The organism is Pseudomonas sp. WS 5010 (assembly GCF_012985565.1).
GTDB lineage: Bacteria > Pseudomonadota > Gammaproteobacteria > Pseudomonadales > Pseudomonadaceae > Aquipseudomonas.
Genome location: NZ_JAAQWQ010000005.1, coordinates 431238 through 449236 on the forward strand (window position 1 = coordinate 431238; position 17999 = coordinate 449236).

Sequence of the window (17999 nt, forward strand, 5' to 3'; positions counted from 1 at the left end):
GGACGATGAGTCACCCCTCGCAATTTACCTTGCTGCGCAAACGGCGCTTTCTGCCGTTCTTCATCACCCAGTCCCTGGGGGCGTTCAACGACAATATCTTCAAGCAGTCGTTGATCCTCGCCATTCTCTACAAGCTGGCCATCGAGGGCGATCGCTCGATCTGGGTCAACCTCTGCGCCTTGTTGTTTATCCTGCCGTTCTTCCTGTTTTCGGCCCTGGCCGGGCAGTTTGGCGAGAAATTCAACAAGGATGCGCTGATCCGCGCGATCAAGATCGGCGAGATCGTGATCATGGCCATCGGCGCCGTGGGCTTTATGACCAACCACCTGGAGCTGATGTTGCTGGCGCTGTTTGCCATGGGCACCCACTCGGCGCTGTTTGGCCCGGTGAAGTACTCGATCATGCCGCAAGCGCTGCATGAAGAGGAGTTGGTGGGCGGCAACGGCCTGGTGGAAATGGGCACGTTCCTGGCAATCCTCGCCGGGACTATCGGCGCTGGGGTGATGATGTCCTCTGCGCACTACGCGCCGGTGGTGTCCACGGCGATTGTCGCGATTGCCGTGCTGGGCTACCTGGCCAGCCGGGCGATCCCGCGCGCCGCGGCGTCCAGCCCCCAGATGCGCCTGGACTGGAATATCTTCAGCCAATCCTGGGCCACCTTGCGCCTGGGCCTGGGGCAGACACCCGCGGTGTCGCGCTCGATTGTCGGCAACTCGTGGTTCTGGTTTGTCGGGGCGATCTACCTCACGCAAATCCCGGCCTACGCCAAAGAGTGGCTGTATGGCGATGAAACCGTGGTGACCCTGATCCTCACGGTGTTCTCGGTCGGTATCGCGTTGGGCTCGATGCTCTGCGAAAAACTCTCCGGGCGTAAGGTGGAAATCGGCCTGGTGCCCTTCGGGTCATTCGGCCTGACGGTGTTTGGCCTGTTGCTGTGGTGGCATTCTGGCGGCTTCCCGCAGAACGTCCAGGCCAACGATTGGCTGGCGGTGTTGGGTTACGGCCAGGCCTGGTGGGTGTTGATCGATATCCTTGGACTGGGGGTGTTTGGCGGTTTCTATATCGTGCCGCTGTATGCCTTGATCCAGTCGCGTACCGCTGAAAACGAGCGGGCGCGGGTGATCGCTGCCAACAATATTCTCAATGCGCTGTTCATGGTGGTATCGGCGATTGTCACCATCCTGCTGCTGAGCGTGGCCAAGCTGTCGATCCCCGAGCTGTTCCTGGTGGTGTCGCTGCTTAATATCGCGGTCAACACCTACATCTTCAGGATTGTTCCCGAGTTCACCATGCGCTTCATGATCTGGCTGCTCGGCCACTCCATGTACCGCGTGCAGCATCGCGACCTGCAACACATCCCGGACGAAGGCGCGGCGTTGCTGGTGTGCAACCATGTGTCGTTTGTCGATGCACTGCTGATTGGCGGCGCGGTGCGTCGGCCGATTCGCTTTGTGATGTATTACAAGATCTACCGCCTGCCGGTGCTCAACTTTATCTTCCGCACGGCCGGCACCATTCCGATTGCCGGGCGCCATGAAGACCTGGAGATCTACGAAAAGGCCTTCCAGCGCATCAGCCAATACCTGAAGGACGGCGAGCTGGTGTGCATCTTCCCGGAAGGCAAGTTGACCGGCGACGGTGAGATCAACGAATTCAAGAGTGGCGTGACGCGGATTCTCGAGGAAACGCCGGTACCGGTGATTCCCATGGCGTTGCAGGGGTTGTGGGGGAGCTTTTTCAGCCGCGATCCGAACAAGGGGATCTTTCACCGGATCTGGTCGCGGGTGACGTTGGTGGCGGGGCCGCCGTTGGCAGTGGAGCAGGCGACGCCACAGGCTTTGCAGGAACAAGTGCTGGCACTGCGTGGCACCACCCGGTAGGAGCCCGGCTCGCCGGCGATGAGGCCCGAAAATCCATCACGGGATTCAAGGGCCTCATCGCCGGCAAAAGCATCAGGCGCTAATCTTGAGCCCGATCAACCCGGCAATAATCAGCGCCACACTGGCCAAGCGAAACAGCGCCATGGACTCCCCAAACAGGATAATCCCGGCAATCACCGTGCCCACTGCACCGACCCCGGTCCAGATCGCATAGGCGGTGCCCAGCGGCAGTTCCTTCATCGCCAGCCCCAGCAGGCCGAGGCTGACGGCCATGGCGGCAATCGTCAGGGCGGTGGGCATTGGCTTGCTGAAGCCGTCGGTGTATTTCAGGCCGACGGCCCAGCCAACTTCAAACAACCCGGCGAAAAACAGAATGACCCAGGACATATTGACCTTCCTTTTAGAAGTGGGGTCGTCCCCGGATTAATGCTCGAACGAGTCGCGGGGTCGTCCCCGCGAAGATGGGTAGAGTGCCGAAAAGCCAGCACCCGATCAAGTTTCGGCAAGGGCCTTGCGATCTTTCTTCTCGCTCATCCGGCGGAAATACGTCGACAACAGCGCCCCCGAAATATTGTGCCAGACGCTGAACAGCGCACTGGGCACCGCTGCCAGTGGCGAAAAATGCGCACTGGCCAGTGCGGCGCCCAGCCCCGAGTTCTGCATGCCCACTTCCAGCGCCAACGACTTGCGCTGGGCCAGTGGCAACTTGAACACGCGGCCGGTGAAGTAACCGAGCAAGTAGCCGAAGCTGTTGTGCAGCATCACCACCGCCATGATCAGCAGACCCGATTCGGCAATCTTCGCCTGGCTCGCTGCGACCACGGCCGCGACGATAATCACGATGCTGACCACCGACACCAGTGGCAGCACATCAACGGCATGCCGCACCCGATCACCCAGCAGGCGTTGTGCCAATACCCCAAGCACGATGGGCAGCAGTACCACTTGCAGGATCGACCAGAACAGCTCCATGAACGACACCGGTAGCCACGCCGAAGCCAGCAGCCAGATCAGCGCCGGGGTGAGCAGCGGGGCGAGGAGGGTGGTGACGGCGGCGATGGCCACCGACAGCGCCAGGTCACCCCGGGCCAGCCAAGTCATGACGTTGGACGAGGTACCGCTTGGGCAGCAGCCGACCAGGATCACGCCGACGGCGATCTCCGGTGGCAGTTGGAAGGCCTGGCACAGCAACCAGGCCACCCCGGGCATGATCACAAAGTGCGCGACCACACCCAGGGCCACGCGCCACGGATGGCGTGCGACCTCGGCGAAATCTTCAAGTTTGAGGGTCAGGCCCATGCCGAACATCACCAGGCCCAGCAGCGGCACGATGGCGCTTTTCAGGCCGATAAACCAGCTGGGCTGCAGGAACGCGACTACGGCAAAAATCAGCACCCAGTAGGCGAAGGTATTGCCGACGAAGCGGCTCAAGGCGGCGAGTGCGCGCATGGTGATGTCCTTATTATTAGAGTGCTGGAACTGGCAACCCGATCAACCGTAGGAGCTGGCTTGCCAGCGATAGCGGTATGTCAGTCATTGACTCTGTAACTGATACACCGCCATCGCAGGCAAGCCAGCTCCTACATTGAACGTGCCTGTTTTAGATGCCTTGCGGGGTCTCTTCGCCGCCCAATGCTTCCACCAGTGCCGGCAGGAAGTCGCCGAAGGTCAGCATCATCAGGGTAAAGCTTGCATCCAGTTGGCCCAGGGCCTCGTCGCCGCCATCCTGTTCGGCCTGGTCTTGCAGCAGGTCCTCGAACTTCAGGCGCTTGACGGTCATTTTGTCGTCGAGCATGAACGACAGTTTGTCCTGCCAGGCCAGGGACAGTTGGGTCACGACCTTGCCGGTGGTCAGGTGCAGCTGGATTTCTTCACCGGTCAGGTCCTGGCGCTTGCAGCGCACGATGCCGCCGTCTTCGTGGGTGTCGCGCAGTTCGCATTCGTCGAGCACGAAGAAGTCAGCGGCCGGCTTCTGGGTGGTGACCCAGTCGGTCATGATTGCGGTTGGCGCGGTTTTTACGGTCAGCGGGCGTACTGGCAGGGTGCCGATCACTTCACGCAGGGTCGACAGCAGGTCTTCGGCACGCTTGGGGCTGGCCGAGTTGACCAGGATCAGGCCCTGTTTCGGTGCGATGGCAGCAAAGGTCGACGAACGACGGATAAAGGCGCGGGGCAGGAAGGCCTGGATGATTTCATCCTTGATCTGGTCCCGTTCCTTTTTATAGACCTTGCGCATTTGCTCGGCTTCGATCTCTTCGACCTTTTCCTTGACCGCGTCACGCACCACGCTGCCGGGCAGGATACGTTCTTCCTTGCGCGCAGCGATCAGCAGGAAGTCACCGCTGACGTGCACCAGGGGCGCGTCTTCACCTTTACCAAAAGGCGCGACGAAACCGTAAGTGGTCAACTCCTGGCTTGCACAAGGGCGCGCCGGTTTGGTGGCCATTGCAGCTTCCAACGCCTCGGCATCAACAGGCAGATCTTGGGTCAGGCGATAGATAAGCAGGTTCTTGAACCACATGGGGTGAGTCTCTCCTTTATACAAAGTGGGGCATTATTCTCTTGATAAGGCCTGAGGCCAACCCTGCCTAAGCCATTGGAAGGGCTGAAAAAAAAGATTTAAGAAAGTGCTTGCCAGACTTATGGTCGCTCCGTAGAATGCGCGCCACACCGAAACGAAGGGTGATTAGCTCAGCTGGGAGAGCATCTGCCTTACAAGCAGAGGGTCGGCGGTTCGATCCCGTCATCACCCACCATTCGCTTCATGTGTTACGCGCAGCGGTAGTTCAGTCGGTTAGAATACCGGCCTGTCACGCCGGGGGTCGCGGGTTCGAGTCCCGTCCGCTGCGCCATATTCGGTAACCTGGAACACTGAACGCCAGGTCACCACAGAAAGCCCGCTCATCGAGCGGGCTTTTTGCTGTCTGGGGTTTGCGAAAATCCCCGCTCATAAAAACGCCCCCGATCATTTCCGATGACCGGGGGCGTTTTTTATGGGGCGCTTAGAAATCCCAGCGCGTAGTGACCATGAAGTTACGTGGTTCACCGTAGGCTGCCGAGTTATAGAAGCCGATGTTGGTGTAGTAGGACTTGTCGAAGATGTTGTTGACGTTCAGTGTCGCCGACAGATTTTTGGTGACCTGGTAACGGGTCATCAGGTCCACCAGCCAGTAGGCTTGCTGGGAAAACTCCTCATACCCGTTATGCGGGGTGTTGTAGATATCCTGCCAACCCACGCTCTGCCAGCGCACGCCGCCGCCGACGGTCAACTTGTCGAGGTCGCCCTTGAGCTTGTAGGTGGTGTACAGCTTGACCTGGTCTTCAGGCTCGAACGTGGAGATCTTCACGTCCTTGTCATCGCGCACGATCTTGTGGGTGTAGCCGGCCTGGAGCTGCCAGCCGGGGGCGATCTCGCCGGACATCTCCACTTCGTAGCCCTTGGTCACCGCCTTGCTGCTCTTATAGGCATAGTTGGATGGGATCGGCGTCTGATTGTTGTAGGCGTCATCCGACAGCGCGCGATTGGACTCATGGATTTCAAAGTACGCCGCGCTGGCGTTCACCCGGCCATCGAGGAAGTCGGCTTTCACGCCCAATTCCCAGTTCTGGCCTTCATCCGGCTCAAGCAGCTTGTTATCCCGGTCGCGGTTGTAGTTTTCCTGGGGCATGAAGATATCGGTGTAGCTGGCGTACACCGAGTAGGTGTCGTTCAAGTCATACACAGCGCCGACATACGGCACGAATCGCCCGGACTCGCGATAGTTGGGGTTATAGCCGGTGACCTGGTAGTTGACCACTCGCCCACCCAGCAACAGCTTGAGGTCATCGGCCAGGTTCAGACGAGTGGTCACATAGGCGCCAGTCTGGCGCACGGTGTCGTCGGTCAGGGATTGGGCATTGCCCCAGTCCGGAATAGCGGCGTGGCCGTGCCAGTTATTGAAGTCGACGATGTTTGGGCTGAGGTTCCAATAGCCTTTGCCTTTCCATTCGGACGCGCTGATGGAACCGCCCAGCACCAGTTCATGCTCGCGCCCGCCCAGGCTGAACGGGCCACTCACGTACAGGTCGGCGGAATCGCTGACCGTTTCTCCGGTGTATTTGCCTGAGGTGAGTTGTGCGGTGCCGTCCGGCTGCGGCTGGTCGCCCTGGATCGAACCCATCAGCGCGTGGTAACCGTTGATCTTGTGGTCCAGTTGCAACTTGGTCACCCAGCCGTTGCCCAGGTCATGCTCGAGCATGGCGAACACGGTGCGGGTGTATTGCTCCCAACTGCTCCAGTCGGCGGCGTTGTTGAACGAGCGCTTGACCTTGTTGCGCTCGCCCTTGGAGTTGATCAGCGGGAAGCTGCCTGACCAGGAAGAGCCCTTGGGCAACGTATCCTGGTAATCGCCGCCGACGGTCAGCAGGGTGTCCGGCGACAGGTCGAATTCCATGATGCCGTAGTACGTCGGGCTCTTGCGCGAGTAGTGATCCATGAACGATTGCTTGTCCTGGTAGGCCGCGACCGCCCGGCCACGCACATTACCGCTCTCGGTCAGCGGGCCGCTGACGTCCAGTTCGCTGCGGTAGTTGTCCCAGGAACCGGCGCCGAGGGTGGCATGCCCCTTGAAATCGGCGGTGGGCTTCTTGCGCACCAGGTTGATCGTCGCGCCCAGGGAACCAGCGCCGGTGAGCAGGCCGGTGGCGCCCTTGAGCACTTCGACGCGGTCGTAGATCGCCATGTCGCTCAGGGTATTGCCCGCCGAATAGGCAACGTTGCGCGCCGTCGAAGGAATGCCGTCGTACTGGAAGTTATTGATCGAAAAACCACGGGCGTAGTAGTTGCTGCGCTCGCTGTCGAAGGCCGACACGGTGATGCCCGGGGTATGGCGCATCACATCGTCGACGTTGTTCAGGCCGAAGTCGTCCATGTGCTGGCGCGTAACGACGCTGACGGACTGCGGGGTTTCCTTGGGCGTCAGCACCAGGCGCGTGGCGGTGGCGATGCTGCCGGGGGTGTAGGACCCGCTGTCTTCGGTGACGTTACCCAACTGGTTGCCGGTGACCTGGGTCGGGCCCAGTTCCATGCTGCCGTTGCTGGCAGTCGGCGCGGGTTGCAGCGCATACACCTGGTCGCCCTTTACCGCGACGTAGCCGCTGCCCTGCAGCAGCCGGTCGAAACCGTCCTGGATCCCGTAGTTGCCTTGCAGGCCCGGGCCATCGAGGCCTTGCAGCTCGCGGGACTGGAACACAATCGCCACGCCGGCCTGCTGGGCAAAGCGGTTGAGCGAGCTGCCCAGGGGCCCGGCAGGAATGTTGTACGTCTGGGCGGCGGTGCTGGCCGTATCCGCCTGGGCCAGGTTGATGTGCAGGGCGCCAACGGTGGCGGCGAGCACGGCCAGGGAAAACGGTGCACTTCTCAGCAGGCCAAAGCGCCCACGCGGGTAGGAAGGGGTGTGCATGGTGAAGGCAATCCTTTAGGTGTCGAATTACCTTGCTTGACGGGCAACTGCACAAAAACCGGAAGCAAATGCGAATAATTATTTATTGGCGGTGTTGGCCGGGTTCACCACGACCAGCCAGGGGGTATAGGTTTGCACGGTTATCGGCAGGGTTTGCGCCAGCAGTTGCAGGGCGTGGTCGCTGTCATCCAGGGGGATCACGGCCGACACGCGCAGGCTTTGCAGGGCGGCGCGATCAAACTGCAGGCGGCCGGACCGATGCCGGGAGATTTCATCCAGCACCTCGGGCAATGGCCGGTTTTCCACCACCAGTTGATGGCGGCGCCAGGCTTCGTTGATGCTGGACGGGTCGATGCTGCCGGTCAGGCGTACGCTGTCGGCATTGATCAGGGCCTGGGAGCCGGCGGCGACTTCCAGGGTCTGCCGGGCATCGGCGCTGTGGGCGGCCACGCGGGATTCAAGCATGCTCAGCACGGTGCTGTCGCCTTCGCGCTTGACCACAAACCGCGTGCCCAGTGCGCGCATGCTGCCTTGGGCGGTCTGCACGATAAACGGCCGCGCCTGATCGTGGGCCACCTCCACCAGGATCTCGCCTTGCAGCAGTTCGATGCGCCGCTGCGTGGCGTCGAAATGCAGGTTGGCCGCGCTGATGCCATTGAGGCTCAGTGCCGAGCCGTCCGCCAGGCGCAGGGTCTGCCACTGGCCGGGGCCGTTGCGCACATCGGCCATCCAGCGCTGCGGATACGGGCTGACCAACAGCGCCGCCGCAGGCACTGCCAGGCTGCACAGCAGCAACAGGGTGCGCACGGTGCGTTTGCTGCGGCGCGATTGCTGGGTGGCGAACGCCGCATTCAGCGCCGCCCGTGCCGGTGCCTTTTTCCCGCGCAGGGCCTGCATCCGCGAAATCACCGCCTCCATGCGTGCGGCAGCGGCGGCGTAGTGCGGGCCTTGTTGCTTCCAGCACTCGAACGCCAGGCGCTGCGCTTCGCTCAGCTCACCTTCATGCAGGCGCAGCATCCACTCGGCGGCTTGTTCTTCGATCTGTTGGCGGGCGTCGGGCATGGGTGGCTCAGGTGTCCATACTGTGGCCGCAATGCACCAGGGCCAGGATCAGGTATTTGCGCACGGTGCGTTCCGAGAGCTTGAGTTGCCGGGCGATCTGCTGCTGAGTCAGTTCTTCGAGGTAATACAGCACAAACGCCTGGCGCGAATACTCATGCATGCCTTCAAGGATAAACGCGATCTGTTCCAGGGCTTCCAGGGTGGTGTGGATCTGCTCCGGTGACTGGAAACCTTCGAGCGCGTCCACCGTCAGGGCCAACTCTTGCAGATAGGCCTGCTCAATCTGTTTGCGCCGGGCCTGGTCGATAATCAGCCGCCGCGCGGTAGTGCTCAAGTAGGCCCGGGGTTCGCGGATCGTCGCCACCGATTCACGGGTATTGAGGATACGTGCGAACGTGTCCTGTGCCAGGTCGGCGGCATTCTGCCGGCAGCCCAGCTTGCGCCGCAGCCAGGTGAGCAGCCAGCCATGATGCTCGCTGTAGAGCTGGGTTATTTCCCGTTGGAATGGCGGTTCACCCACAGACATAGGCGTGGCTCAGGTGTTATTGAGAATGGTTTCTAATTGTGGCCCCGGGGCAGGGTAAACGCAATAGACTCGCGTTTACCCGCTAAAAGCGCAGGTTTGCGGGCTGTTGGCTGCCGGCGAAAAGATATTTCAAATAAATTGCATTTAAATCAACACATTGCGGATTTTTCGTATATGATGCGCCCCGCACCGAACGTAAAGGGTGATTAGCTCAGCTGGGAGAGCATCTGCCTTACAAGCAGAGGGTCGGCGGTTCGATCCCGTCATCACCCACCATTACGTCCAATGCTACGCGCAGCGGTAGTTCAGTCGGTTAGAATACCGGCCTGTCACGCCGGGGGTCGCGGGTTCGAGTCCCGTCCGCTGCGCCATATTCGGTTACCTGGAATGCTGAACGCCAGGTCACCCCGCAAAGCCCGCTCATTGAGCGGGCTTTTTTGTGCCCGGGATTTGCGGTTCTACAACCCCACCAACCGGTAGCCCACCTGCAGTTCGGTAATGAAGTACTGCGGCTGCGCCGGATCCACCTCCAGCTTTTGCCGCAGATGCGCCATATGCACCCGCAGATAGTGAGCGCGGTCGACGTAATCCAGGCCCCACACTTCCAGCAGCAGTTGCCGGTGCGTCAGTACGCGGTTCTGGCCGCGAACCATGGCGCAGAGCAGGCGGTACTCGATGGGCGTCAAGTGCACCGGTTGGCCTGAGCGCCACACTTGGTGGGTCGCCAGGTCCACTGCAATCTCGCCAAACGCCACCTTGCTGGTGGCCACCACCGTGCCGGTGTGCCCGTGCCGGCGCAGTTGGGCGCGGATACGCGCGAGCAACTCGGGCACGCCAAACGGCTTGGTCAGGTAGTCATCGGCGCCCGCGTCCAGGGCGGCAACTTTTTCTTCTTCACGGTCACGCGCCGACAGCACCAGGATCGGCACCGCCAGCCAGCCGCGCAGTTCGCTGATCAGTTGCTTGCCATCGCTGTCCGGCAAGCCAAGGTCGACAATCACCAGGTCCGGCTGACGGCTGGCAGCATGAATCAGCCCACGTTTGACGCTGTCGGCCTCGAACACCTGAAAGCCTTCGTCTTGCAGGGCAATGCGCACAAAGCGGCGGATATTGGCCTCGTCTTCAACAATCAGGATGCGTGCAGTGCTCATAAGGGTTCCATGGCAGGCGGGGTGCCTGCGGGTAGCGTGATGGTGAAATGCATGCCGCCCGTGCGGCCGGGGTTGGCCTGGATGCGCCCGCCGTGGGCCTCGACGATGCGCTTGACCAGCGCCAGGCCCAGGCCGATGCCGGCCACCGACGATTCCTGCTGGCCGCGCGTGAAGGGCTCGAACAGATTGGCCGGTGCGCGACCGGGGCCGGTGTCGCTGACCTCAAGCACAATCTGCTCGCCGGCCTGGCTGGCGGCCACGCTGATGGTGGTACCCGGCGGGGTGTACTTGGCGGCGTTGTCCAGCAGGTTGACCAGCACCCGCTCGATCAGCAGCCCATCGACTTCCACCAGCGGCAACTGTGCGTCGAGCGTGGTGTGTACGCGGTGGTGCGCCAGTGGTTCGCGCAATTGGCGCAGGGCGCTGCCGACGATTTCTTCCAGGGAGTGCCATTGGCGGTTCAGGCGCACACCGCGCTCTTGCAGGCGCGCCATGTCCAACAGGTTTTCGATCAGGCGCTGCATGGATATGGCCTGTTCGTGGATGCCATGCAGCAGCTCGTTCAGTGGCCCCGGCGGGGCGTGGGGCAGGGCGGTCTCGGCGGCGCCGATCAGGGTGGTCAGCGGCGTGCGCAGGTCATGGGAGATTGCCGCGAGCAGGGTGTTGCGCATTTTCTCGCCTTCCATCTGCACCAGGGTGCTTTGTGCCACTTCAACGAAATGCACGCGCTCCAGGGCAATCGCCAGTTGGCTCATGCAGGCTTCCAGCAGGCGGCGTTCTTGCGGGTCGTTCAAGCGATCGCGTTGGGCCAGTTCCAGCACCAGCACGCCGCGCACGCGCATCGGCGCCTTGAGTGGCCAGTAACAGCCCTTGGCCGCCGACAAGGTGTCGGTGCCGTGGCCAGCGGGGTGGCCGTGGTCGTATGCCCATTGCGCGATGCTGTCGTCGATCGGCAGCCCAGCGGCGCTCACGCTGTGGACGCCATCGGCGGCGTCGGGCAGGGCCAGGCCGACCCGTGCTTCGAAGACGCCACTGAAGGTGCGCAGCGCGACTTCACTGATTTGCTCCACCGTCAGCGCCGCCGACAGGTCGCGGGCCAGGCGCGCCAGGGAGGTCGCGCGGCGTTCCCGTGCGGCGGCGGTGCGTGCTTCGTGGCGCAGGCGCGCGGTGAGTTGGCCGGTGATCAGGGCGATGCCGAGCATCAAGGCAAAGGTGAAGAAGTACTGGGTGTCGTTGACCGTGAATGAGTAGCGTGGCTGGACGAAAAAGAAGTCAAAACACAGCACCGCGAGCATCGCTGCCCACACGCCGGGGCCGCGTCCAAAGCGCAGCGCTACCAGCACCACCGTGAGCAAAAACAGCATGACCACGTTGGCCAGGTCGAACACTTGCAACAGCAGTGCGGCCACGGCGCTGGCGGCGAAACAGGCCAGGCTGGCCCAGAGATAGGCCAATCGCGTACCGGGCAATGTTGCTGTTTTTTCGGGCACGGCAGGCGTGCCCGGCAGCAGGCCGTGGGCCATCACGATCTGGTCGATTTGCGGGTGGTGGCGGCTGATCCGATCGCTGACCGACTGATGCCAGAACTGCCACCGGCGGCGCGGATGATGGCCGAGTACCAGGCGATTGGCGTTGTGCTCACGGGCACAGGCCACCAGCGCTTCGGCGACGTCCATGCCCGGCAGCGTGGCAGTGTCCGCGCCGAACTCTTCGGCCAGGGCCAGGGTTTTCATCGCGCTCGAGTAGCGCCTGGCGCCGCGCCCCTGGGCCGAGGCCACGTGCACGACAATCCAGTCGGCCTCCAGTTTTTGCGCCAGGCGCGCCGCTTCACGCACCAGGCGCTCATCGCCGGCGTCCCCGGCTATGCCGACCAACAGCCGTTCGCGGGCCGGCCACAGGGTCTTGATCGACTGTTCGCGGCGGTACACGCGCATCTGCGTGTCGACCCGGTCGGCCGTGCGCCGTAGGGCCAGCTCGCGCAGCGCCAACAGGTTGCCCTTGCGGAAAAAATGCTCAGACGCGCGCGCCGCCGCCGGGCCCAGGTACACCTTGCCGTCCTTGAGGCGTTGCAGCAGATCGTCGGGCGGCAGGTCGATCACCACCACTTCGTGGGCGTTATCGAACACATGGTCGGGCACCGTTTCACGCACACGTATGCCGATGATCCCGCTGACCAGGTCATTCAGGCTTTCCAGGTGCTGCACGTTGAGGGTGGTCCACACGTCGATGCCGGCGCTGAGCAGTTCTTCCACGTCTTGCCAGCGTTTGGGGTGGCGTGAGCCGGGCACGTTGCTGTGGGCCAGTTCGTCCACCAGTAACACGCCAGGGTGGCGCAAGAGGGCGGCGTCGAGGTCAAATTCGCTGAGGGCGAATTCACGGTGCAGGTGCTGGGCACGGGGCAGTTGTTCGAGGCCGTGGAGCAGCTCGGCGGTGTCCTGGCGGCCGTGGGTTTCCACCACGCCGGCCAGTACGTCACGGCCACGGCCAGTTTCGCGGCGCGCCGCTTCGAGCATCGCGCAGGTCTTGCCGACCCCGGCGTTGGAGCCAAAGTAGATACGCAATTTGCCGCGCAAGGCGGCCTGTTCTTCTTGTTGGACCCGAGCGAGCAGGGCGTCGGGGTCGGGGCGTGCGTTGTTTAAGGCGGGCATGTCATTCCTGGTCAATGCGGTTCAAGTGTGGGAGCGGGCTTGCCTTAATGGCAGTCAGTTAAGCGCAGATCCCCTGTGGGAGCGGGCTTGCTCGCGAAAGCAGTGGGTCAGTCAACATCAATGTCTGCTGGGCCGACGTCTTCGCGGCGATGCGGCGATCCGACAAGCCCGCTCCCACATTTGATCTTCACTGCTTTGAGCATTGCGTTCGCTTAACTGATTGGCATTAGGGCAAGCCCGCTCCCACATGGGGGTTAGTCGTTACACCAAGCCCACTGCGGTCAAGAGCATGTCGATCAGCTTGATCCCGGCAAACGGCACCAACACCCCGCCCAGGCCATAGACCAGCAGGTTGCGGTTGAGCAGCGCCGCCGCACCGATTGCGCGGTAAGTCACGCCGCGCAGGGCCAGGGGAATCAGCGCGACGATGATCAGCGCGTTAAAAATCACCGCGCTGAGAATCGCCGAGTTGGGGCTGCTCAGTTGCATCACGTTCAACGCGCCGAGCTGGGGATAGGTCGCGACAAACGCCGCCGGGATGATTGCAAAGTACTTCGCCACGTCATTCGCCACGCTGAAGGTGGTGAGGGCGCCGCGGGTCATCAGCATCTGTTTGCCCACCTCGACCACTTCGATCAGCTTGGTCGGGTTGCTGTCGAGGTCGACCATGTTGCCGGCCTCCTTGGCTGCCTGGGTGCCGCTGTTCATCGCCACCGCCACGTCGGCCTGGGCCAGCGCCGGCGCGTCGTTGGTGCCGTCGCCGGTCATGGCCACCAGCTTGCCCTTGGCCTGGTAGTCGCGGATCAATTGCAGCTTGTCTTCCGGGCGGGCTTCGGCGAGGAAGTCATCCACCCCGGCCTCCACCGCAATGGCGGCGGCGGTCAGGCGGTTGTCGCCGGTGATCATCACGGTCTTGATGCCCATGCGCCGCAGTTCGGCAAAGCGCTCCTTGATGCCGCTCTTGACCACGTCCTTGAGCTCCACCACACCTAGCGCCGTGGCGCCGTCGCTGACCACCAGCGGGGTGCTGCCGCGCCGCGAGACTTCATCGACCCTGGCCTGCAAGGCTGACGGAAAACTGCCGCCCAAGGCTTCGATATGGCTGCGGATCGCGTCGGCTGCGCCCTTGCGAATCGCCCGGCCTGCGGGCAGGTCTACGCCGCTCATGCGGGTTTGCGCGGTGAAGTGCACAAAGCTGGCGCCCAGTTGGTTGATGTCCCGCGCGCGGATGTCGAACTTCTGCTTGGCCAGCACCACGATACTGCGGCCTTCCGGAGTTTCGTCGGCCAGGGAGGCCAATTGCGCGGCATCCGCCAAGTCCGCTTCCTGGATGCCCGGCGCCGGCAAAAAGCTGCTGGCCTGGCGATTGCCCAGGGTGATGGTGCCGGTCTTGTCCAGCAGCAATACGTCGACGTCACCCGCCGCCTCGACCGCCCGCCCGGAGGTGGCGATGACATTGGCTGACATCATCCGGCTCATGCCCGCCACGCCGATGGCCGAGAGCAGGCCGCCGATGGTGGTGGGGATCAGGCACACCAGCAACGCCACCAGTACCGTGGCACTGACCACGCTGCCGCTGCCGCTCATGGCCACGGCGAAGATCGAGTAAGGGCTCAGCGTGGCGATCACCAGCAGGAACAACAGCGTCAGGCCCACCAGCAGGATGGTCAGGGCCACTTCGTTCGGGGTTTTCTGGCGCTTGGCCGATTCGACCATCGAGATCATGCGGTCCAGGAACGACTCGCCGGGGTTGACGCTGATGCGCACCACCAACCAGTCCGACAGCACGCGCGTGCCGCCGGTGACCGAGGAAAAATCGCCACCGGACTCGCGAATTACCGGCGCCGATTCGCCGGTGATCGCGCTTTCATCCACCGACGCCACGCCCTCGATCACGATGCCATCGAGCGGCACCAGGTCGCCGGCTTCGATCAGCACCACCTGGTCCTTGCGCAGCAGCGACGCTTCGGTCGGCAGCCACGCGGCGCCGTGCTTGGGCTGTTGCAGCAACTTGGCCAATGTCTGGCGTTTCATCCCGCGCAGGCTGGCGGCCTGGGCGCGGCTGCGGCCCTCGGCCAGGGCTTCGGCGAAGTTGGCGAACAGTACGGTGAACCACAGCCACAAGGTGATGCTGAGGATAAAACCGCTGGGCGCTTCACCCTGGCCGCCCAGGGACTGGAACCACAGCAGGGTGGTGAGGATGCTGCCCAGGTAGACCACGAACATCACCGGGTTTTTCCATTGCGCCTGGGGGAGCAGTTTCTTCAGCGCATCCCCACACGCGGTGAGCACGATGGCGCGATCAAACAGAGGTAAACGAGCATTTTTCATGAGGGCAATCTCTTACTCACTGGTCGCAATAGGCGGCGATGGCTGGCGGGCATCCAGCGCAAGGTTGAGTTGCAGCACATTGACCCGTGGCTCGCCGAGCAGGCCGAGGGTGCGTGCGCTGGTGTGCTGGCTGACCAGTTGCAGCAGTTCGGCTTCGGGGATCTGCCGCAGGCGCGCGACCCGTGGCAGTTGCAGGCGCGCATTGGCCACCGATATATGCGGGTCGAGGCCCGAGGCGGAAGCGGTGACCGCGTCCACCGGCACCTGGGCGTCGGCGGCCAGGCCGTTGGCCAGGCGATAGGCCTGCACGCGGGCGGCCACCTGGTCCACCAGTTTCTGGCTGGTTGGGCCCAGGTTGCTGGCGCCGCTGGAACCGGCGTTATACGGCTGCGAGACGCTTTTGCCTGGGTCTTGCGGGTCGGCGCCCAGGGTCATGCTCGGGCGGCCATGGAAGTATTGCGCCCGGGTGAAGTGCTGGCCGATCAGGGTCGAGCCCATGACCAGGCCATCGCGTTCAATCAGCGAGCCGCGGGCCTGGAACGGGAACATCAGCTGTGCGGCCACGGTGGTGAACGCCGGGTAGGCGAGCCCCGTCAACAGCATGAAAAACACCGCCGAAACCAGCACCGGGCGCAACAGCCCCTTGAATATCGATTGGGTTGTCATCTACGTGTCCTCAGTTGTACGTCTGGCCGGACAGCAACTGCAGTTGCTCCACCAGCGGGCCGAGCGCGAGCGCCGGCAAAAAGGTCAGGCCGCCGACCACCAGCACCACGAACACCACCAGCAGCATGAACAGCGGGGTCGCGGTGGGAATGGTCCCGGCACCGGCCGGCACGGTTTTTTTCATCGCCAGGGAGCCGGCCACGGCCAGCATCGGCAGCATGGTGAAGAAGCGCCCGATCAACATCGCCAGGCCAATGGTGGTGTTGAAAAACGGCGTGTTGGCGTTCAAGCCCGCAAAGGCCGAGCCGTTGTTGGCGGTGCCTGAGGTGTAGGCGTACAACACCTCGCTGAACCCATGGGGGCCGATGTTGTTGAGGCTGGCCATGGTGTCGGGCCACAGGGCGGCGAGGGCGGTAAAACCCAGGATGCTGATGGGGTGCGCGAGCACCGAGAGCATCACCAGCTTGATCTCCCGCGCCTCGATTTTCTTGCCGAGGAACTCCGGGCTGCGGCCGATCATCATGCCCACCAGGAACACCGTCAGCAGGGCGTACTGGATCAGGTTGATAAAGCCCACGCCGTCGCCGCCGAACACGCAGTTGAGCATCATCTGCGCCAGGGGCACGAAGCCGCCCATGGGGGTCAGCGAGTCGTGCATGGTGTTGACTGAACCGGTGGTCGCCGCCGTGGTGGTGGCAATGAACAGGCTGCTGTCGGCGATGCCGAAGCGCAGCTCCTTGCCTTCCATGTTGCCGCCGCTGTGCTCCTGCGACAGGGTCTGGTTGGCGCCGGCCTGGGTCAGCAGCGGGTTGCCGCTTTGCTCGGCGCCGTAGACCAGGGCGAGGAAGCCGATGAACATCACCAGGAAGGTGCCGAAAAACACCCAGCCCTGGCGACGTTGCATCAGCATGCTGCCGAAGGTGTAGGTCAGTGCCGAGGGGATCAGCAACATGCTGAGGATATGCAGGATGTTGGTCAGCGGCGTCGGGTTTTCGAACGGGTGCGCGGCGTTCATGCTGAAGAACCCGCCGCCGTTGGTGCCGATGTGCTTGATCGATTCAAAGCTGGCCACCGCACCGACAATCAACTGTTGCTGCGCCCCTTCCAGGGTGGTGACCAGGGCCTGGGAGGCGAAGGTCTGCGGCATGCCCTGCCAGACGTACACCAGCGCCATGCCCACGCACAGCGGCAGCATCACGCGGTACAGCGTGCGGGTGAAGTCGACCCAGAAGTTACCGAGATCGCCCGAACTGGAACGGCTCAAGCCGCGAATGAAACCGGCCGCCGCGACCACGCCGGAGGTGGCGCCGACGCACATCAGAAAGGTGATGACCGCCATCTGGCTGAAGTTCGACAGGCTGGTCTCGCCCGAGTACGCCTGCCAGTTGGTATTGGTAATAAAGGACGCGGCGGTGTTGAACGCCAGGTCCGGCGATTGCGCGGTGAGCCCCAGCGGGTTGATCGGCATGACCGCCTGCAGGCGCAGGACCAGGTAGCCCAGCAGCATCATTGCCGCGTTCGACAACAACAGCGCCGTACCGAAGCGGGCCCAGCCCATGGTTTCTTGTGGGTCGATGCCCAGCAGGCGATAGGTATAGCGTTCCGGCAAGGCATGGTGGGTCCCGGTGAAGACCCGGGTCAGCCATTTACCCATCAGTACGGCGAGCCCCGTCATTACCCCCAGGACCAGCGTAAATTCCAGCAGCGTGCTTAACATGTCGTGGCTCCGTTCAAATCTTGCCCATGGCGACAATGGCCATGGCAGTCGCAACAAAAAACACCAGGGAAAGGCTGATAAACATCAGGTCGTACATGGCCAGCTCCCTAGAATTTTTCTGCGCGAATAAGGGCGTAGCCCAAGTAAGCGAACAGCCCCACGGCACATAAGCCGCTGGCGATATAAATGAACGTGAGTGTGAGCACGGTGTAACTCCCCTGATTGAATAAGCCGCAACTGCGGACGCGGGGAGGTTAATCTTTGGGGTATCAAGTTCGGGCACTGATTAGCGTTAGCGGTATTAAGACGGTATATAGAAAAAGTTCGGCCGGGCGCACGAAAAAAAGGGATCGCCCGCCGCCCGGGTATCCCTTTAAACACTGGGGTTCTGCTGATGCTAACGACCCGCTTATTTGGTTTTGTTTTTCTTCTCGCTGCGGGTAGCGAGGTGTTCGAAGCAAAACGCGGCAGTGCCGAAGAGCGCAATCATTGACAGGACGAGCATGCCTAAAGTTGAACTTTCCACGATGACTTCCTACGGGTGTTTGGGTAGGAAGTGACGGTAGGGCGTTTGCAC

At 62.4% G+C, this 17999-nt stretch carries 13 protein-coding genes and 4 tRNA genes; 5 read left to right on the plus strand and 12 right to left on the minus strand.

What is annotated here, in order from left to right:
* The first annotated feature begins 5 nt into the window (after positions 1 to 5).
* A complete protein-coding gene (locus HBO11_RS18905) occupies positions 6 to 1880 on the plus strand; it encodes an MFS transporter (protein ID WP_169956839.1) in 1875 nt (624 codons plus the stop codon).
* A 72-nt stretch (positions 1881 to 1952) separates the two neighbouring features.
* Here HBO11_RS18905 and sugE read toward each other — a convergent pair whose 3' ends face one another.
* From sugE to rdgC, 3 genes are all read right to left on the minus strand, one after another.
* The gene (gene sugE / locus HBO11_RS18910; protein WP_057438900.1) at positions 1953 to 2267 is read right to left on the minus strand and encodes a quaternary ammonium compound efflux SMR transporter SugE; all 315 of its coding nucleotides are present in this window, start codon (positions 2265 to 2267) and stop codon (positions 1953 to 1955) included.
* Positions 2268 to 2372: 105 nt separating this feature from the next.
* Positions 2373 to 3329, minus strand: a complete 957-nt coding sequence (locus HBO11_RS18915; protein ID WP_169956840.1) for a bile acid:sodium symporter family protein — start codon at positions 3327 to 3329, stop codon at positions 2373 to 2375.
* Positions 3330 to 3480: 151 nt separating this feature from the next.
* Positions 3481 to 4401 (minus strand): recombination-associated protein RdgC, encoded by a 921-nt coding sequence (rdgC, locus tag HBO11_RS18920; RefSeq protein WP_169956841.1) that lies wholly within the window; start codon positions 4399 to 4401, stop codon positions 3481 to 3483.
* Positions 4402 to 4560: 159 nt separating this feature from the next.
* Between rdgC and HBO11_RS18925 the strand changes: the two genes are divergently transcribed.
* Positions 4561 to 4636 (plus strand) — tRNA-Val (locus HBO11_RS18925).
* A 19-nt stretch (positions 4637 to 4655) separates the two neighbouring features.
* A tRNA-Asp gene (locus HBO11_RS18930) sits at positions 4656 to 4732 on the plus strand.
* 150 nt (positions 4733 to 4882) lie between these two features.
* On the opposite strand, the gene HBO11_RS18935 is transcribed toward HBO11_RS18930, so the two are convergent.
* From HBO11_RS18935 to HBO11_RS18945, 3 genes are all read right to left on the minus strand, one after another.
* Positions 4883 to 7321: a TonB-dependent siderophore receptor gene (locus HBO11_RS18935; RefSeq protein WP_169956842.1), complete on the minus strand. Its 2439-nt coding sequence runs from the start codon at positions 7319 to 7321 to the stop codon at positions 4883 to 4885.
* 78 nt (positions 7322 to 7399) lie between these two features.
* Positions 7400 to 8383: a FecR family protein gene (locus HBO11_RS18940; protein ID WP_169956843.1), complete on the minus strand. Its 984-nt coding sequence runs from the start codon at positions 8381 to 8383 to the stop codon at positions 7400 to 7402.
* 7 nt (positions 8384 to 8390) lie between these two features.
* Positions 8391 to 8909 (minus strand): sigma-70 family RNA polymerase sigma factor, encoded by a 519-nt coding sequence (locus tag HBO11_RS18945; RefSeq protein ID WP_170042669.1) that lies wholly within the window; start codon positions 8907 to 8909, stop codon positions 8391 to 8393.
* A 200-nt stretch (positions 8910 to 9109) separates the two neighbouring features.
* On the opposite strand from HBO11_RS18945, the gene HBO11_RS18950 reads away from it, so the two are divergent.
* Positions 9110 to 9185: transfer RNA gene (locus tag HBO11_RS18950), tRNA-Val, on the plus strand.
* Positions 9186 to 9203: 18 nt separating this feature from the next.
* Positions 9204 to 9280 (plus strand) — tRNA-Asp (locus HBO11_RS18955).
* Positions 9281 to 9367: 87 nt separating this feature from the next.
* Here the strand turns inward: HBO11_RS18955 and HBO11_RS18960 are convergent.
* The 6 genes from HBO11_RS18960 to kdpF form a co-directional block, all read right to left on the minus strand.
* The gene (locus HBO11_RS18960) at positions 9368 to 10060 is read right to left on the minus strand and encodes a response regulator (protein ID WP_169957394.1); all 693 of its coding nucleotides are present in this window, start codon (positions 10058 to 10060) and stop codon (positions 9368 to 9370) included.
* Positions 10057 to 12708, minus strand: coding sequence for a sensor histidine kinase KdpD (locus HBO11_RS18965; RefSeq protein ID WP_169957392.1), 2652 nt, complete (start codon positions 12706 to 12708; stop codon positions 10057 to 10059). Before HBO11_RS18965 ends, HBO11_RS18960 begins: the two co-directional genes overlap by 4 nt.
* A gap of 261 nt (positions 12709 to 12969) precedes the next feature.
* The gene (kdpB, locus tag HBO11_RS18970) at positions 12970 to 15039 is read right to left on the minus strand and encodes a potassium-transporting ATPase subunit KdpB (protein ID WP_169957213.1); all 2070 of its coding nucleotides are present in this window, start codon (positions 15037 to 15039) and stop codon (positions 12970 to 12972) included.
* A gap of 12 nt (positions 15040 to 15051) precedes the next feature.
* Positions 15052 to 15705 (minus strand): K(+)-transporting ATPase subunit C, encoded by a 654-nt coding sequence (kdpC, locus tag HBO11_RS18975; protein WP_169957211.1) that lies wholly within the window; start codon positions 15703 to 15705, stop codon positions 15052 to 15054.
* A 10-nt stretch (positions 15706 to 15715) separates the two neighbouring features.
* Complete coding sequence (kdpA, locus tag HBO11_RS18980; RefSeq protein ID WP_169957209.1) at positions 15716 to 17422, minus strand: potassium-transporting ATPase subunit KdpA; 1707 nt, start codon at positions 17420 to 17422, stop codon at positions 15716 to 15718.
* 107 nt (positions 17423 to 17529) lie between these two features.
* Entirely contained in the window at positions 17530 to 17628 is a 99-nt protein-coding gene (kdpF, locus tag HBO11_RS18985; RefSeq protein ID WP_074851717.1) for a K(+)-transporting ATPase subunit F, read from the minus strand.
* Between the last annotated feature and the right edge of the window lie 371 nt (positions 17629 to 17999).

What these genes read in the sequence shown, in the direction of transcription:
- HBO11_RS18905 (WP_169956839.1), top strand. Translation starts at nt 6, where the DNA reads ATGAGTCACCCCTCGCAATTTACCTTGCTGCGCAAACGGCGCTTTCTG.
- sugE (WP_057438900.1), bottom strand. Translation starts at nt 2,267, where the DNA reads ATGTCCTGGGTCATTCTGTTTTTCGCCGGGTTGTTTGAAGTTGGCTGG.
- HBO11_RS18915 (WP_169956840.1), bottom strand. Translation starts at nt 3,329, where the DNA reads ATGCGCGCACTCGCCGCCTTGAGCCGCTTCGTCGGCAATACCTTCGCC.
- rdgC (WP_169956841.1), bottom strand. Translation starts at nt 4,401, where the DNA reads ATGTGGTTCAAGAACCTGCTTATCTATCGCCTGACCCAAGATCTGCCT.
- HBO11_RS18935 (WP_169956842.1), bottom strand. Translation starts at nt 7,321, where the DNA reads ATGCACACCCCTTCCTACCCGCGTGGGCGCTTTGGCCTGCTGAGAAGT.
- HBO11_RS18940 (WP_169956843.1), bottom strand. Translation starts at nt 8,383, where the DNA reads ATGCCCGACGCCCGCCAACAGATCGAAGAACAAGCCGCCGAGTGGATG.
- HBO11_RS18945 (WP_170042669.1), bottom strand. Translation starts at nt 8,909, where the DNA reads ATGTCTGTGGGTGAACCGCCATTCCAACGGGAAATAACCCAGCTCTAC.
- HBO11_RS18960 (WP_169957394.1), bottom strand. Translation starts at nt 10,060, where the DNA reads ATGAGCACTGCACGCATCCTGATTGTTGAAGACGAGGCCAATATCCGC.
- HBO11_RS18965 (WP_169957392.1), bottom strand. Translation starts at nt 12,708, where the DNA reads ATGCCCGCCTTAAACAACGCACGCCCCGACCCCGACGCCCTGCTCGCT.
- kdpB (WP_169957213.1), bottom strand. Translation starts at nt 15,039, where the DNA reads ATGAAAAATGCTCGTTTACCTCTGTTTGATCGCGCCATCGTGCTCACC.
- kdpC (WP_169957211.1), bottom strand. Translation starts at nt 15,705, where the DNA reads ATGACAACCCAATCGATATTCAAGGGGCTGTTGCGCCCGGTGCTGGTT.
- kdpA (WP_169957209.1), bottom strand. Translation starts at nt 17,422, where the DNA reads ATGTTAAGCACGCTGCTGGAATTTACGCTGGTCCTGGGGGTAATGACG.